This window comes from Fluviicola taffensis DSM 16823, assembly GCF_000194605.1.
Lineage (GTDB): Bacteria > Bacteroidota > Bacteroidia > Flavobacteriales_D > Crocinitomicaceae > Fluviicola > Fluviicola taffensis.
Map to the genome: position 1 here is coordinate 2,838,853 of NC_015321.1, position 16,306 is coordinate 2,855,158.

Below are 16,306 nucleotides of genomic sequence, written 5' to 3' on the forward strand. Positions count from 1 at the left end.
CTTCTTATTCATCTTTTTTTGCGGCATTTTTTGGTTTGTTCAATGCCAGTCGCAATGAAATGACATGGGAATATAGTGCTGTTGAGGCATCGCCAATATCTGTAAATGCGTAATCTAAATATATCGCTTTAAAATGTAATCCAATACCAATATTTGGTTGAATGGTAAGCTTCTTTGAGTCATCGAAATTTTTGATGTATTGCATATTAGAGATTCCTCCGCGCAAAGTAACCAACTCTTTAAATCCAAAAGCGATTCCGATATGCGGGTCGAAACTCACAACGTTTGTCTTTAAAATCGTATTTCGCTTACCATCTGTTGTGATGTCTAAATCCAATTCACCAGAAACAAAAATTCCCTTTTTTCCAAGTGGTTGTTTGTAGTAAGTTCCTAAAATAATCCGAGGAAGTGTCAATTCCAATCCGTTTCTAGGAATCTCATTTCCTGTTAAAGTAAATACTTGTTTGGTCGTTTCATCCAATGTGAACATCCATGCGTTGAAAGTGGATGTTACATCGCGAATGACAGCTCCAAATTTCAAGCGCTCACTTTTCTCGTAAGTAAGACCTGCATCAATTCCAAATCCCCAAGATTTTGCAAAATCTCCCACTTTTCGGTGAATCACTTTAAAGTTTCCACCAACAGCTAATCCCTTTATTTTCAGTTTTCGCGCATAAGACAATAAGAATGCGTAGTCTGCAGCAGTAAATGTGGTGATTTTATCGTAATCGATTTTCCCTTCGTTATCAATCAATTGAGTCGTATTCGGAATATCATCTACAGCAAATCGAATAATGGATAGTCCAACCGCACTTTTCTCGTCAATTTGATGTGCTAATCCTAGATAATCATACTTCGCAATTCCGGCAAAATATTCCGAGTGCATTAGGCCGATATCTAACCATTTATTTGTTCTTGCCAAACCTGCTGGATTCCAATATCCACTATTAACACCGCTTGTTTGGGCTACTACGGCATTTGAAAGACCAAGTGCATCAGCTCCAATTCCAATGGATAAGAATTCATTCGAATATTTGGGTGCAACTGAGCTTTGTCCAAACGAAACGAATGTGTAGCAAAAGATGCAAACAATTAGGTAAAATTTCATAGTATTTAAGTTCCTCACGAATGCTATTAACTGCATCTTTTATAAAAAATTGTGCATCTGCTTGTATAATTGATAAATTCGAAGTGTAAATTTACAGCTTTTCGAACTATAAAGACTAACAAAATATTCATTCCCCAGATGAAAATGTTCAACATCCCTAATTTGATTACTGCCAGCAATATGCTTTGCGGAGTCTTCGCTATTATTTTGGCTTTTGCAGGTAGAATTGATATAGCACCCTATTTTATTTTCCTAGCCGCAGTGCTCGATTTTTTCGATGGTTTCGTAGCGCGCTTGCTCAAACAACAAGGAGAATTGGGAAAACAATTGGATTCGTTGGCGGATATGATCTCGTTTGGTTTGGCTCCAGGTCTAATCATACTGGTTACATTGATTTTTGCTACTACAGCATTGGATCCACATAATTTATTATTTGGGGATAACAGAGAGCTCGGTGGCTTGTTGTGGAATAGCGGAGAGTTCATTACTACCAATACGATAGTGGAAATGGGGGATAATGGCGTCCCGCTGACATTCCGGGTGGCGATGGCAATTAGCAACTGGAAAAGCAATTTTTTTGATTGGGGAACAATTAACTGGCTGCCTTTTGTTGGATTAATTATCCCATTCTTCTCCTTATTCCGTCTCGCAAAATTCAATATTGATACGCGTCAATCGGAATCATTTATTGGACTCCCAACTCCCGCAAATACGATCTTCTTCATGGCTTTTCCATTGTTGCTTACTCAATACGGTGGGACCACAGGTTGGGAACACGATTTGATTATGTGGCTCATTCAACCAATCGTTTTGATTCCGATTATTGTGGTTATGTCGGTACTTTTGGTCTCTGAATTGCCGCTTTTCGCACTGAAATTCAAGAACTTCAAGTGGAAAGGAAATGGAACGCGGTATATTTTCTTAATAAGTTGTGGAATACTTATTTCCACTTTATTGATTTGGTCCATTCCAATTATTGTACTTTTGTACCTGTTATTATCATTTATTCAACACATTCTTCGGAAAAAAACGAACGCATGAAATTCAAAGCTGAAATCGATGTGATGCCATTAGAGGCATTGTTAGACCCTCAAGGAAAAGCTGTTACTAACAGTATGCCAACTATTGGTTTGCCTGAAATTACTGGAGTGCGCGTTGGAAGACACGTACGTCTTTTTGTAGATGCACCTTCTAAAGATGTAGCTACAGAAAAAGTGGAATTGGCTTGTAAGAAATTACTTTCAAACCAAATCATGGAAAGTTATTCGTATACGGTTGAGGAGGCGTAAGCCATGAATCCGTATTTAGGTAAAAATCACATTGGTTATCAAGGAAGCAATCTTGGTAACCATGTTTTTTTTGGGATTAACCCAACAAACAATCAGCCATTCGAAACGCCTTTTTACCAAGCAACTTCGGAAGAAGTAAACTTAGCTCTTGAACTAGCTCAAATGGCTTTTGAGAAGTATCGTTTGATTTCCCTCAAAAAGCGTGTTTTGTTTCTCCAAGCAATTGCTCAAAAAGTAAGAGCAAATAAAGACGAATTAATCCATTGGTTTTGTGCTGAAAGCGGTTTGCCTAAAAATCGCGCAGAAACTGAATTGGAACGCTCTTGTTTTCAATTTGAGTATTATGCCAAAGCGGTTGAATCGGGTTACGCACTTGAAATCAAAGAAGATTCAGCAGATCCAGAAAGAAAACCCAATCCAAAACCTTCGTTGTTGAAAATGAATGTTCCAGTTGGACCAGTGGTTGTTTTTGGAGCAAGTAATTTTCCTTTTGCGTATTCAACATTAGGAGGAGATGTTGCTTCGGCACTTGCTGCAGGTTGCTCCGTGATTGTGAAAGGGCACGCAATGCATCCACATACGAGCTCTATTTCTGCTCAGTTTATTATAGATGTTGCAAAAGAGTACGAAATGCCTGAAGGTGTTTTCTCTCATTTACTAGCTGAAGATTTTACTGTTGGACAACAATTGGTTCAAGATTCTCGTGTAAAAGCTGTCGGATTCACAGGAAGTATCGGTGGAGGAATGGCGTTGCAGAAATTAATTAATGAGCGGAAAGAGCCTATCTCTCTTTATGCAGAAATGGGAAGTTCGAATCCAATCGTCATTACAAAAAGTTCATTGGAAAAGCGCCCTGAAGAGATTGCGCAACAAATTAGCGGATCTGTTTTGTTGAATGCTGGTCAGTTTTGCACTTCTCCAGGCTTGTTGTTTGTAGAGGAAACCGCAAATTTCAACCTATTTAAAGTGTCCATTATCCAATCTTTTTCTGAAAGTGACTTACAATGTATGTTGCATCCTGGAATTTCGAAACGGTATTTTGAACGGGCAAAAGAACACGCTCTTTTGGTAAATGTGCTTTATGAAGGGAAAAAGGAAGGTAACTTCATCCAGCCATCTTTGGCTGAAACAACGGCTTCTGAATTTTGTTCCAATCCCCAAATTCAAGAAGAGATCTTTGGATCGTATCTAACGATTGTTGTTTGTCGGGATGAATCGGAACTGAAAAAATGTTTGGAAACCTTGCAAGGACAACTGACTACCAGTTTGTATACTGAAACATCTGTAGAGATTGAGGATTTAATTCCAATTTTATCTGCTAAATCAGGGCGAATTATTCTAAATGGAGTTCCAACAGGAGTAGAAGTGAGTTTTGCTCAACAACATGGAGGACCATTTCCCAGTAGCTTAAATTCCTATTTCACTTCTGTAGGTTGGGATGCGATTAAACGATTCCAAAGACCGGTTGCATTTCAAAACTTCTCTCAAGAATTTAGTTCCGAAAAGAGATTATTCAACGAAAACACATTTTTTTTACATTTTCTTAACGGAAAATATGAATAGATGTATTGATAGGTCAAATTAAAAATGCGTTATTTGCCAAGATGAATTCCCTATCGTTCATTCGTTCTATTATTATATTTGTACTTAAAATTTAGATTATGTCAGAATTAGAATCAGGCTCGAAGAAAAACATGACTCCAGCATTAACAGCGATTATTGTTTTGTTGGTAGTATTGTTAGGGACAATGACTTACTTGTGGAGTTCAAAAAATGGTGCTTTAAAGGAAGCAACAGCCAAAAATGAAGAGCTTCAAGCAGACATTGCAGAAATGAACAAAATGATGGCTCCTTTCTTAGGAAGTGAGACAACAAACGACTTAATGTCGGATTTCAACAACATGATGGACACGTATGATGCCTTATTGAAAAAAGATGCATCTAAGTCTGACAGTTTGAATGCTCAGAAAGAGAAAATTCAGGGATTGATGACTGAGTTGGAATCAGCTAAAAAGAGCGGAAAAGTAACTGCTTCATTGATTGCTAAGTTGAAACGTGAAAATGAAACGTTGCGTCAAATCATGATTAGTTATGTGAAGCAAATTGATCAGTTGAACACCATGAATCTGAAATTGACTTCAGAATTGGATGAAACGTCTACACAATTGGCTGAGACTAAAAATGAGCGAGATACTTATAAAGATCAAGCGGAAGAAAGTGCAGAACAAGTGAAAAAAGGTTCTAAACTGGCTGCTTATGCGTTTAGTTCAACAGGTTTAAGAATGAAGTTGAACGACACAACTGAGCCAACTACGAAAGCGCGTAACTGTGTTCAAGCTAAATCTACTTTCACAATTGGTGAAAATACGATTGCAGCTGCTGGTGATCGTGCAGTTTACCTTCAGATTATTGATCCAGATGGCAAAACGTTGCAAGGTCGTTCAGGTGGAACAGCAACTGGAGCTGACGGTAATTTCGTTTACTCAGCGAAACGCGATATTCAGTACGGTAACAAAGCAATTGATTTGACAATTTTCTATGATTTCAATGGTGAAGAGCCAGTGAAAGGGAATTACAAAGTGAAAATTTTCTGTGATGGACAAGTTATCGGTTCTGATAGCTTTACATTAAAATAAGTAATAAAGACTTAGCTCCGGGTTTTAATAAATCTGGAGCTATTTTTAATAAATAAAGAATAAACGTTGAAACGTTTTAGGTAAATTAGATTCGAACCTTAGGTTCAAAATTAAAGTTAGGTAAATGACAAATATTTTCATCGCAAATCTTGACTGGGAGATTACTTCAGAAGATTTGCTAGCAACGTTTTCAGCGTTTGGCGCAGTTCATCTAGCACATGTAGTGTTTGATGCAAAGACAAAACAATCAAAAGGCTTTGGTTATGTCGAAATGGAAAGTGCAGAGGAGGCAATCAATGCAATTCAAGCATTAAATGGCTTTGAGGTTAATGACCGGAAGTTAGATGTGAAAATCGCATCTCCAAAAGCAAATCGTCCGAAACCAGAAGACAAACCAAAAAAACCAGCATTTGGTAATAAACCAGGTGGCTTTGGTGGACAGAAAAAGTTTAATAATAACGGACCAAGACCGGGCGGACAAGGTGGTGGTGGATCGTACAGACCAAATGATCGAAATCCAAATTTCAAACGTGAAGGAGGAGCATCATCAGGTGGAGGAACTTATAAACCGAATCCTAGACCTTCTAGTTCAGAATCAGGTTCTAGTTCAGGATCAAGTTCTAGCTCGGGATCGGGATCAAGTGGATCTACTGATCGTCAAATGCGTCCTCGTAGAAAATTCGATAATTAAGTTAATTAATACATGTCAGAAGCAGTTAATCAAGGCCATGTAGAAATGCATGTAGATGAATTCGGTATTGCTACAATCGAATTCGGACATCCAATGAGTAATTCCTTACCAGGAAAAATTCTTCGAAAATTAGCTGAAACAATTACGGATGCTGGAAAAGATTCAGCAGTAAAAGTGATTGTTTTAAAATCAGCTGGAGATAAAGCGTTTTGTGCTGGAGCCAGCTTTGATGAATTAATTTCGATTCAAGATTTAGAAACAGGAAAGGTGTTCTTTTCCGGATTTGCACAAGTAATTAATGCGTGTAGAAAATGCCCGAAACTGATCATTGGTCGTGTTCAAGGAAAAGCAGTTGGTGGTGGAGTAGGAATTGCTTCCGCAGTAGATTATTGTTATGCAACGCGTTTTGCGGAAGTGAAACTTTCAGAGCTTGCAGTAGGAATTGGCCCTTTTGTGGTTGGTCCAGCTGTGGAGCGTAAAATGGGACTTTCAGCAATGTCGCAATTGGCTATTAATGCTACGGAATGGAGAACAGCTGAATGGGCTATGCAAAATGGTTTATATGCAGACGTTTTCGATAGTGAGCATGAAATGGATGAGGAAATAACTCGTTTAGCAACTGTTTTAGCTAAATCAAGTCCTGAAGCAATGGCTGAGTTGAAAAAAATATTCTGGATAGGAACTGAAAATTGGGATCAATTGCTTGCAGAGCGTGCAGGAATCAGCGGAACCTTGGTTCTTTCTGATTTCACTGTGAATGCGATTAATTCGTTTAAGAAAAAGTAAATCTAAGTAAATAATGAAAGGGTCATTCACTATAGTGGATGACCTTTTTAGTTTTTAATGGTGATCTCCATTCGTGATTCAAACAAGGCAAGTACAGCAAAGCTTGCCAACCAATGTTCGCCCATGTAATCGCCATCAACAATATTAGGAAGAGAATAGTTTAAATGATTTACAGCGATTTTTTCCAAATGTGCCAATTCGGGTAAAGTGCGTACTAATCCGAATAAACACCATGCCCTAGAGAAGTTCAATCCGTCTAGATGAACCAAATGTCCGTCGGTTCTATCGCTAACTACACCAGGTTCCAAAGTGAACTTTTTGCTGAATAATTGAGGGGCAAATTTTTTCAACCACACTTTAAATTCATTTGTTGGCAAAATACGTCGCATCAAATCAATTTCTTCCATTCCAGGAGAAAGAAAATCATACCCACCAGGCTCTAAATACAATGGATACTTTTGGTCGTTTCCGTAAAATAGTTGCGCCTTTTGAGTAATCAGTTTTTGAAGTGAATCGTTTTTGGTGTAAACGGCATAATCAAAAGAGAAAGTGAGTCCAAATGCTGTGTTTATATGGTCTCCGGAGCGAATAGGGTAGTTTAATTTGGGAATGAATTCCAAGTATTTTTCGACCAGAAGATTACTCAGAGGGCGTAAGGCATCTGCCAGTTTTTGACCATCTTGATCTTGCCAAGTGTCTAGTTCTAGTTGTAATTTCAATACCCAATTCCAACCGTAGGTCCGCTCAAAAGACCCGTTGTTTTTGGTTTTGAAATAAGCCATTTCTTGCTCAATTGTACTTGGCTGAATGTTGGTATGCAAGGCTTGTATGAGACTATCATTCTTCAAAGAAGGAAACTCTTTTAACAAACGTATAATTAGCCAATGTCCATGAACGGAAGAATGCCAATCAAAACAGCCGTAGAATGCTGGATGAAGCTGTTTAGGACTATGTAAATCTGTAGAATCATTCAAAACCTGGCCCATTTTATTTGGATATTCTTGTTGCATACATTTGATAGGCAGATGAATCAATCGGGTTGCTTGGGCAAGATTAAGTTCTTGAGCATGGACAAAAATTGGATACAAAAATATTGCTAACAAGAAGTGTTTCATGGGATTTGACTTTTGCATAAAACTATTGAAATAAACTTAGAATGGAATGAATTATCTTTGTGAAATGTCTGAAGATAAGAGTGCGAATGAAGTACGGAAGATTATCCATGTAGATATGGATGCCTTTTATGCTTCTGTTGAGCAAATGGATAATCCAGACTTAATCGGTAAGCCAATTGCGGTTGGAGGAAGTAAATTAAGGGGTGTTGTTGCTGCAGCGAGTTATGAGGCACGAAAGTTTGGAGTGAAGTCAGCAATGCCAAGTTCGATGGCTGCACGATTATGTCCGGAACTGATTTTTGTTAGACCGCGTTTCGACCGTTACCAAGAAATTTCACACCAAATCAGAGCAATATTTTACGAATATACCGATTTGGTTGAACCGCTTTCTTTGGATGAAGCATTTTTAGATGTGACAACCAATAAGAAAGGAATTCAATCAGCAACGTTATTGGCAAAAGAGATTAGGGAACGCATTTATCAAGAAGTAGGATTAAGAGCAAGTGCTGGAATTTCCATCAATAAATTTACTGCCAAAGTAGCTTCAGATGTCAATAAGCCAAACGGACAACTAACAGTTATTCCGGAAGAAGTTGAGACTTTTCTAGAAAAATTACCCATTGATCGGTTTTTTGGGATTGGAAAAGTAACCGCTACCAAGATGAAAGAGTTAGGTGTGCGAACTGGAAAAGACTTGAAGCAGAAGAGTATCGATTTTTTAAATCAACATTTCGGAAAACAAGGGCTACACTTTTACAACATTGTTCGCGGAATTCAATACAGTAAAGTAAAACCGAATCGCATTCGAAAATCGTTTGCTGTTGAACATACTTATTTTTCAGAGATTTATTCCAAGCGGAAAATTTTAGAGAATTTGGAACAAATTGCACTTGATTTGGAGCGTCGGATGAAAAAGAAGTCCGTTTCAGGAAAATGTGTATCGATTAAAATAAAGTACGCCGATTTTACGCAACAAACTCGAGCAAAAACGGTGTTGGAATACATGTCGACAAAAGAAGAGTTTTTTCCGCTTATTGAACTTTTAGTGGAACATTTAGAAATCAATAAACCTGTTCGATTATTGGGGATCTCTTTCTCCAAATTGAATACGGAAGAAACTGAATTAGATCAAGACAAACAATTGACTCTTCAGTTTTGATGTAAGAAAGCATGATTACAAGTTTATGAGTATTCCAATTCCAGCGCCAAATGATGGGTTTCTACGAACCTTAAAATCCCAGTTGAGTTGCTGGATTAGCGTTTGATTGAAACTTCCAAAACCAACTAATTGAAGCTTTCCAAAAGTGTAATGAAGTTCAGGACGGAACCAAATATTCCAACCGAACGGACGAAATTTTGGTGGGCTTAAAACGGATGCGATTTTATTAGTAGTCTTCCATCCATAAGCAAATTCGGTACCTCCAGATATACGTACATCGAAATTTTTGCTCATTGGTAGTGAAAAGGATATTCCTAGGGGAACAATAATCGAGTTTACATGATACGTTCTCGTTTCTCGTTGGTTTTTAATAAAATAACCCATTGAATCGGGCACTGGAGTACTGCTCACTCCTTCAAATACAACAAAACTATCCAAGCTATACAGAGAGCCAATTTGTTTCACTTTACTTGAGCGAAACCCAAGTCCTATAATTGCATCAAATCGAGTATTTAGTTTTCGATTCAATTCTATTTTCCCATAAAAAGTAGAAGCGTGAATCTGTGCGAATTCTATTGGATTGCCAGAAAAGGTAGTGCTATCGAATCTTTCAGAACGTTTTTTTGCCTCATTTTCCCAGCCGCTTACAAGAGACAAAGACCATTTTCTTGGATTTTCTTTAATTTCTTTTGTTAGACTGGAGCGGGGTGGAGTTTCTGCGATGTTGTCTTTTATTGAATCGACTAAAAGATAGGTCGTTATGCTGTCTCTTTTAATTTCGGTAAGAGCGTTTTCCTTCAATACTGATTTTGTTTGATTTTCTGCTTGTCTTACAACAGCGTTGGATGAAACATTTTGTGGATTTGTTTGCGATGAACCAAGCTCTGAAACATTCGGAAAAATAAGGTTAGATTTTGAAGTTAATTTTGACTTGTTGTTTGAATCATTTGCTGATTTTGTTTCTCCAGAAGAGTGATTGTTTTCAAAACTCATTCTTTTGCGTAATGGTTTCGAACTGGAATTTGTTTCTTGGTGTTTAGTTATATTTTTTGCCTGTTTGTTTTCTTTTGAATAGGATAGATTACTTGTTGTTACTGATTGTTTAATCGTTTTATTTTGATTGAATTGACTTTGTGACAGAATGTGTTTGTTGTTTTTCGTTTCCTTAGAAAAAGAATAGAAGTGAAAAGTTGCGGCTAAGAGTGTTGAGCCGAAAAGAATTGGCAATAAAACGAATAGAAACCTTCTTCGCTTCTTTTTGGAAGCAATGGCGCGATCGATGTTCGCTTTAACTGTTGGATCTGGAGTTAACTCAAATTCTTCGAATGTTGTTTGAAACAACTGGTCTATTTCGTCAAGCTCTTTCATTGGTTCTTTTTTTTTCTAGATTTATTTTAATCCAATTTTTTGCCTTCGCCAATTGTGATTTTGAGGCTCCTTCAGATATATCCAAGTATTCCGCAATTTCCTTATGTGTGAGATTATCCAAAACAAATAAATTAAACACTGTTCGATAACCCGGAGGCATTTCTGACATTAGTTTCAGTAGCAAGTTTTTCTGATCTTTCGGATCTTTCTCAGGAAGAAACCATTCATGAGGAGCTTCAAAAAAGTCTTCATTTTCGGTTAAGATCATTCGTTTTTGAGTTTTCAAAAAATTGATTGCAGTTCTGATGGTGATTGTTTTAATCCAAGGTCCGATTGGGAGTTGGGGATTCATTTTCTCTCGGTTTAGATAGACTTTGATAAATGTTTCTTGCAGAATTTCTTGCGCATCGTCTCTACAGTTTGCATAACGCATACAAATACCAAACATAGAAGGGGAGTATTTTTCGTAAACCCCGTCAAAAGCTTTTTTATTTCCTTTGATAAATTCTTCTATGTTTTCCTCCATCCCGATTTTTCGGATTTAATATGAATCCCTTTTCCTCAAAAGTAAAGCACTTTAGCTGAAAATTTTCCAACTTCTTTTTAGCGTTCCAATACCATGTAAAATCCGCAAGCACCTTCTCCAGTGGACTTCTTGTTTTCATCAATCGACAATTGATTTCCTGAAATAACAAATTGTCCGAGTTCATTTGCGTCGATTACCAAGTAATTTTGTGTTGAACCAGGAATTTCTTGGAAGTTATAAGTTCCAGAAGGCAGGTAATAATACGTGGAATTTCCAGCTGTATTATCAACCGTTAAAGTGTTGTTTTGAGTGTTGAATGTCCACTCAATCTCACCTATTGAATGGGTTTCATTTGCTCCTGCTATTCCGCCGTAAAGACGAACTAGGCTCCATTTTCCATCAATCGTGCTTGTTGATGGATTAGTTTGACGCTTAGAGCAGACATCTTTTTTACAAGAAGTGAATGACCCAAGCGCTAAAAGTGCTAGAAGAGAGCTATATATTAACTTTTTCATATTTTTTAGATTAAAAATGAAATTTAGAGACTTGTTTACTGATTGTTTTTGACGATTCTTTTGGTGTACTTATTTCCTTTATTATCTGTTATTGTGAGTAGATAAATTCCGTTTTTCAGTTCGGATACATCAATCATTGTATCATTTGGAACAGTGATTTCTTTTAAAATTATTTTTTGACCAGAAAAAGTGCTTAGTTCTACTTTTTCAATGGTTGCATCTGTTTTGATTTGTAATTCATTTTCAAAAGGGTTTGGAAAAACGGTTAAGGAATACTTGGTTGAATGACTGTTAATGCTTAGCGGGGTGTCAATGGAAAAATTGACATTATCGCTGTCTACAATTTGATCCATTGGATGGATGATTAAATTGACATGTAACTGATAATTGTTTGCATCCAAATTTCCCAATGAAATGGTGTCAACACTGTGACAAATGTAGGTCAAAAATCCAAACTCGTATTCCAAACTCAATGTGAGTTGATTTCCTTGAGCGATAAGGGAATGATTTACCAATTCACATCCTCCGGAAGGAAATGTTGTGTAGCAAATCACTTTGATTTCATCATTTGTGTTTGCATTTTCTGGAATGATCTTCAAGCTGTCAATTGTTGGATTTTGTCCAAAAGCTTTTTGACTCATTAGTATCAAGCTTAAAATAAGGAGTTGGTTGAATATAAGTTCTTTCATATTGTGTTTTTTTGAGAATGATTATTTTGTTGTTTTCTCTAATACAAAACTGAAAAATGAAAGGTTGCCTGAACAGAAATTGAAAATTTAATCCTGATAGCTATTGGGAGGATAATTGAAAAGGAAAGATTATTTTAAATCGGGGGGAAATTCTCAAGTCAAATTTAAAATTAATTGCTATTAATTCAAGACTTCTAACTTTTGAATTTTCACTTCTCGATTTTCAATTAAATGGTCGATTTTCCTGAAAATGAATAATAATATGGAATCTAATGGATTAATATTCAGATTTATTTCGAATTCCCTTGTTATTAAAAAATAGAGTTTCTATCTTTGCACCCCCAAATTGGGGATATTGTCTTATTTAAAAATTAAAAGGTAGTGGATACTTTAAGTTACAAAACTGTCTCTGCTAACAAGGAAACTGCGAATAAAAAGTGGTTGTTAGTAGATGCTGAAGGCCAGACAGTTGGTCGTTTAGCAAGTAAGGTAGCGAAGTTAGTACGTGGAAAACACAAGCCTAACTTCACTCCGCACGCTGACTGTGGTGATAACGTGATCGTTGTCAACGCAGAGAAGGTGTCGTTCTCTGGTACGAAATTAGAGAACAAAGAATACGTTCGATACACTGGATATCCAGGAGGACAACGTTCATTGACTGCGCAAGAATTATTGAAGCGTAATCCTGAGCGTGTAATCGAAAAAGCAATTAAAGGGATGTTGCCAAAGAATACTTTGGGTCGCGAATTGTTTAGAAATGTGAAAGTTATCACTGGAGCAGATCACAAACATGAGGCTCAAAAACCTGAGGCATTTGACTTAAACGCTTATAAATAATGGATATGGAAGTAGTAAACGCATTAGGAAGAAGAAAAACTTCAGTTGCTCGTGTGTACTTGATGAAAGGTACGGGCAAGATGACAATTAATAAACGTGATTACAAAGAGTTCTTTCCAGTAGCTATTTTGCAAGGGAAAGTTGAGCAGCCGTTCAACTTGACTGATACTTTAGGTCAGTATGACATTAAAGTAAATGTAGCTGGTGGTGGAATTAACGGACAAGCGGAAGCTATTCGTTTAGGAGTATCTCGCGCTTTGGTAGAGGTTTCAGCAGATTTTAAAACGTTGTTGAAAGCAGAAGGTTTAATGACACGTGATCCAAGAATGGTTGAGCGTAAAAAACCAGGTCAACCGAAAGCACGTAAGAAATTCCAATTCTCGAAACGTTAATTTGGATTTTATTTTTCCGGCTTTGTCGGAAAGGTTGTTTAGTATCCAAGCACAAAGTATTATCAGTCAGTTGACTGACCCCTTTGTTAGCTGACTACTAAGGAACGTAAACAATTAAAGAAAAAAGATTATGTCTAAAGTAAATTTTGATAGTTTATTAGAAGCAGGTGTTCACTTCGGACACTTAAAAAGAAAATGGAACCCGGCAATGGCGCCGTATATCTTTGACGAGAAAAAAGGTATCCACATTATTGACCTTAATAAGACAATTGCACATCTTGATCAAGCTTGTGCGGCAATGAAGCAAATTGCTAAGTCGGGTAAAAAAGTACTTTTCGTAGCTACTAAAAAACAAGCAAAGGAAATTATCACTGATCGTGTAGCTCCAATTAACATGCCTTATGTTACTGAGCGTTGGTCTGGTGGTATGTTAACAAATTTCCAAACAACACGTAAGTCTATTCGTAAAATGGTGTCTATCGACAAAATGAAAACGGATGGTACTTGGGAGACATTGAACAAGCGTGAGCGTTTATTCAAAACTCGTCAACGTGACAAATTGGAGAAAACTTTCGGTTCAATCGCGGATATGACTCGTCAACCAGCAGCGATTTTCATCGTTGATATCTTGAAAGAGCATATTGCATTGGCTGAAGCGAAACGTTTGGGTATCCCAACATTTGCAATGGTAGATACGAATTCTGACCCACGCTTGGTTGATTTTCCTATCCCAGCGAATGATGATGCTACAAAATCAATCGCAATTATCTTAGATGCTATTTGTGGATCAATCAAAGAAGGTTTGGACGATCGCAAAACTACTGCAACGAAAGATAAAGATGAAGCTCCAGCTGCAGCAACTGAAGAAGTTGTAGCTAAAGTGGAAGAAACAAAAGAATAATAACAAAGTAGCCCTGGCGTAACAGTCAGGGCATACATTTGTATAATCATTTAAAGAACTTATAGTCATGGCAATTACTGCGTCAGATGTAAACAAATTACGCCAGCAAACAGGTGCTGGTATGATGGACTGTAAAAATGCATTAGTAGAAGCAGACGGCGATTTCGAAGCTGCTGTAGATATCTTGCGTAAAAAAGGTCAAAAAGTTGCTGCGAAAAGAGGTGAAAATGAAGCTGCAGAAGGCTTGGTTTTCGCTCAAACTAGCGCAGACAGCAAAGTAGGTGTTTTGTTAACGTTGAACTGTGAAACAGATTTCGTTGCGAAAAATGATACTTACAGAAATTTCGTTCAATCGTTGGTTGATATCGCAATGAGCAATTTGCCTGCGACTTCTGAAGAGTTGAAAGGATTGAAGTATGATGATAAATTAACTGTTGAGGAGAAAATTACTGAGCAAGTTGGTGTTATCGGTGAAAAATTGGATCTTTCAGGTTATGCTGTTGTAAAAGGTGACACTGTTGTTGCTTACAACCACCCAGGAAACCAATTGGCTACTTTGGTTGCTTTGAACAAAGGAGGTGAAACTGTTGCTGAAGCTGGTCGTCAAGTTGCAATGCAAGTTGCTGCGATGAACCCAATCGCTTTGGATAAGGATGGTGTTGATGCACGTACAATTGAGCGTGAAATTGAAGTTGGTAAAGAATTGGCTATCCAAGAAGGAAAACCTGCTGAAATGGCTGACAAAATTGCTCAAGGACGTTTGTCTAAATTCTTCAAAGAAAACACTTTGTTGAGCCAAGAATTCATCCGTGATAACAAATTGACAGTTGAGCAATTCTTAGATTCTACTGAGAATGGTTTGACAGTTACTGAATTCAAACGTTTTTCTTTGAGCTAATTAGCTTCTAAAGATTACAAATAATTGAAAATCCTATCACACTGTGGTAGGATTTTTGTTTTTATATACAATGTGTTTCTATCTGCTCTCTGTGGTTCAATATATACTATACCACAGAGCGACATCGTATTCTAAATTTATAATTCGTTATTATTTCTTCAGATCAAATTCATTCCCACAATCCAGACACTTGTAAACTGTTTTTCGGTAGACTGGAAAAATGAATAGAAGGAAAGAAGTAATGGCAGAAAAAACAGCACCAATACTTTTCATCGATTTGTATCCTGATTCAATGTGTTTAGATTCACATTTTGGGCAAGCAATTATTTTTTCATCGTCTGTTGTATATGGAGTTTGTTCAAGTTCCAAGACAATATTTTTAGCATGAATGAGGTCTTCTTCATTGATTTTTAATTTGATTCCTCCTACCAAATTGGAATACAATGGGTTCACTGAAACGATGTGCTCATCAAATAAAAAACAAACGATTCCTTCACTCTCTAATTTTATTTTTAGAATGTGAGCATCCATCGAATTATCAAAAGTTTTGAAAGTAATCAGTCCCATTCAAATTGCATTTATCTTCTAAAATAGCGAATTATTCATCTACAAATCCAATTTCCTTTTCAGAACTTCAAAGATTCGCGCTATATTTGCGCAACTTCTTTCTATAAATATGAAATACCGTCGCATTCTTCTCAAATTAAGTGGTGAATCTCTCATGGGAGACAAACAATTTGGAATTGATAACCAGAGACTTAGTGTTTACGCTGAGCAAATAAAGGAAATTCATGATTTAGGAGCAGAGGTTGCAATTGTTATTGGAGGTGGAAACATTTTTAGAGGTGTTCAGGCTGAAGAAGGTGGAATGGATCGTACGCATGGAGATTACATGGGAATGTTGGCAACAATGATTAATTCCATGGCGCTTCAAGCCGCTCTTGAGTCGGCTGGTCTTCAAACAAGACTTCAATCGGCTATCGAAATGAAAGAAATTTCGGAACCGTATGTTCGAAGAAGGGCTGTGAGACATTTGGAAAAAGGTCGCGTAGTTATTTTTGGAGCAGGAACAGGAAACCCTTATTTCACAACCGATTCAGCAGCATCGCTCAGAGCAATTGAAATCAATGCAGATGTGATTTTGAAAGGAACACGTGTAGACGGAATTTATACGGCAGATCCAGAAAAAGATCCAACAGCAACAAAATTCGATGTAATTACGTTTGAAGATGCGTATAGCAGAGGATTGAAAGTGATGGATATGACTGCTTTTACATTGTGTATGGAGAATGATTTACCCATTATTGTTTTCGATATGGATTCCCCAGGAAATCTGAAACGATTGATGGACGGCGAGCAAGTAGGAACAATTGTAAGAAATTAATAGCGAAAGATT

19 protein-coding genes are annotated in these 16,306 nt (G+C 37.2%); 12 read left to right on the plus strand and 7 right to left on the minus strand.

Annotated elements, in window-relative coordinates:
- Window positions 1-4 precede the first annotated feature (4 nt).
- Entirely contained in the window at window positions 5-1,108 is a 1,104-nt protein-coding gene (locus FLUTA_RS12330; protein WP_013687215.1) for a putative type IX sorting system protein PorV2, read from the minus strand.
- A 138-nt stretch (window positions 1,109-1,246) separates the two neighbouring features.
- Between FLUTA_RS12330 and FLUTA_RS12335 the strand changes: the two genes are divergently transcribed.
- The 6 genes from FLUTA_RS12335 (at window position 1,247) to FLUTA_RS12360 (ending at window position 6,510) form a co-directional block, all read left to right on the plus strand.
- On the plus strand, window positions 1,247-2,149 hold the full coding sequence (locus tag FLUTA_RS12335) for a CDP-alcohol phosphatidyltransferase family protein (RefSeq protein ID WP_013687216.1): 903 nt from the start codon (window positions 1,247-1,249) through the stop codon (window positions 2,147-2,149).
- Window positions 2,146-2,397: a phosphoribosylformylglycinamidine synthase subunit PurS gene (gene purS / locus FLUTA_RS12340; protein WP_013687217.1), complete on the plus strand. Its 252-nt coding sequence runs from the start codon at window positions 2,146-2,148 to the stop codon at window positions 2,395-2,397. Before FLUTA_RS12335 ends, purS begins: the two co-directional genes overlap by 4 nt.
- Window positions 2,398-2,400: 3 nt before the next feature.
- A complete protein-coding gene (locus tag FLUTA_RS12345; protein WP_013687218.1) occupies window positions 2,401-3,960 on the plus strand; it encodes an aldehyde dehydrogenase (NADP(+)) in 1,560 nt (519 codons plus the stop codon).
- Window positions 3,961-4,058: 98 nt separating this feature from the next.
- Window positions 4,059-5,033, plus strand: a complete 975-nt coding sequence (locus FLUTA_RS12350) for a coiled-coil domain-containing protein (RefSeq protein WP_013687219.1) — start codon at window positions 4,059-4,061, stop codon at window positions 5,031-5,033.
- A gap of 124 nt (window positions 5,034-5,157) precedes the next feature.
- A complete protein-coding gene (locus tag FLUTA_RS12355; protein WP_013687220.1) occupies window positions 5,158-5,724 on the plus strand; it encodes an RNA recognition motif domain-containing protein in 567 nt (188 codons plus the stop codon).
- A 12-nt stretch (window positions 5,725-5,736) separates the two neighbouring features.
- Entirely contained in the window at window positions 5,737-6,510 is a 774-nt protein-coding gene (locus FLUTA_RS12360) for an enoyl-CoA hydratase/isomerase family protein (protein WP_013687221.1), read from the plus strand.
- 47 nt (window positions 6,511-6,557) lie between these two features.
- Here FLUTA_RS12360 and FLUTA_RS12365 read toward each other — a convergent pair whose 3' ends face one another.
- Window positions 6,558-7,625 carry a DUF2891 domain-containing protein gene (locus FLUTA_RS12365; RefSeq protein ID WP_013687222.1) on the minus strand — a complete coding sequence of 356 codons (1,068 nt, stop codon included), beginning with the start codon at window positions 7,623-7,625 and terminating at the stop codon, window positions 6,558-6,560.
- A 64-nt stretch (window positions 7,626-7,689) separates the two neighbouring features.
- Between FLUTA_RS12365 and dinB the strand changes: the two genes are divergently transcribed.
- Window positions 7,690-8,784 carry a DNA polymerase IV gene (gene dinB, locus FLUTA_RS12370; RefSeq protein ID WP_043023800.1) on the plus strand — a complete coding sequence of 365 codons (1,095 nt, stop codon included), beginning with the start codon at window positions 7,690-7,692 and terminating at the stop codon, window positions 8,782-8,784.
- A 15-nt stretch (window positions 8,785-8,799) separates the two neighbouring features.
- On the opposite strand, the gene FLUTA_RS12375 is transcribed toward dinB, so the two are convergent.
- The 4 genes from FLUTA_RS12375 to FLUTA_RS12390 all read right to left on the minus strand — a co-directional run bounded on the left by FLUTA_RS12375 (window position 8,800) and on the right by FLUTA_RS12390 (window position 11,882).
- Complete coding sequence (locus FLUTA_RS12375) at window positions 8,800-10,152, minus strand: hypothetical protein (RefSeq protein ID WP_013687224.1); 1,353 nt, start codon at window positions 10,150-10,152, stop codon at window positions 8,800-8,802.
- Window positions 10,139-10,678, minus strand: a complete 540-nt coding sequence (locus FLUTA_RS12380) for an RNA polymerase sigma factor (RefSeq protein WP_013687225.1) — start codon at window positions 10,676-10,678, stop codon at window positions 10,139-10,141. Before FLUTA_RS12380 ends, FLUTA_RS12375 begins: the two co-directional genes overlap by 14 nt.
- A 77-nt stretch (window positions 10,679-10,755) precedes the next feature.
- Complete coding sequence (locus tag FLUTA_RS12385) at window positions 10,756-11,193, minus strand: hypothetical protein (protein WP_013687226.1); 438 nt, start codon at window positions 11,191-11,193, stop codon at window positions 10,756-10,758.
- Between the two features lie 35 nt (window positions 11,194-11,228).
- Entirely contained in the window at window positions 11,229-11,882 is a 654-nt protein-coding gene (locus tag FLUTA_RS12390; protein WP_013687227.1) for a T9SS type A sorting domain-containing protein, read from the minus strand.
- A gap of 381 nt (window positions 11,883-12,263) precedes the next feature.
- On the opposite strand from FLUTA_RS12390, the gene rplM reads away from it, so the two are divergent.
- The 4 genes from rplM (at window position 12,264) to tsf (ending at window position 14,910) form a co-directional block, all read left to right on the plus strand.
- Window positions 12,264-12,719, plus strand: a complete 456-nt coding sequence (rplM, locus tag FLUTA_RS12395; RefSeq protein WP_013687228.1) for a 50S ribosomal protein L13 — start codon at window positions 12,264-12,266, stop codon at window positions 12,717-12,719.
- A 5-nt stretch (window positions 12,720-12,724) separates the two neighbouring features.
- Window positions 12,725-13,111, plus strand: coding sequence for a 30S ribosomal protein S9 (gene rpsI, locus FLUTA_RS12400; protein ID WP_013687229.1), 387 nt, complete (start codon window positions 12,725-12,727; stop codon window positions 13,109-13,111).
- Window positions 13,112-13,241: 130 nt separating this feature from the next.
- Window positions 13,242-14,012: a 30S ribosomal protein S2 gene (gene rpsB / locus FLUTA_RS12405; protein ID WP_013687230.1), complete on the plus strand. Its 771-nt coding sequence runs from the start codon at window positions 13,242-13,244 to the stop codon at window positions 14,010-14,012.
- Between the two features lie 67 nt (window positions 14,013-14,079).
- Window positions 14,080-14,910, plus strand: coding sequence for a translation elongation factor Ts (tsf, locus tag FLUTA_RS12410; protein ID WP_013687231.1), 831 nt, complete (start codon window positions 14,080-14,082; stop codon window positions 14,908-14,910).
- Window positions 14,911-15,060: 150 nt separating this feature from the next.
- Here tsf and FLUTA_RS12415 read toward each other — a convergent pair whose 3' ends face one another.
- Entirely contained in the window at window positions 15,061-15,477 is a 417-nt protein-coding gene (locus tag FLUTA_RS12415) for a putative signal transducing protein (protein WP_013687232.1), read from the minus strand.
- 109 nt (window positions 15,478-15,586) lie between these two features.
- Between FLUTA_RS12415 and pyrH the strand changes: the two genes are divergently transcribed.
- On the plus strand, window positions 15,587-16,294 hold the full coding sequence (gene pyrH, locus FLUTA_RS12420; RefSeq protein ID WP_013687233.1) for a UMP kinase: 708 nt from the start codon (window positions 15,587-15,589) through the stop codon (window positions 16,292-16,294).
- Window positions 16,295-16,306: the final 12 nt, after the last annotated feature.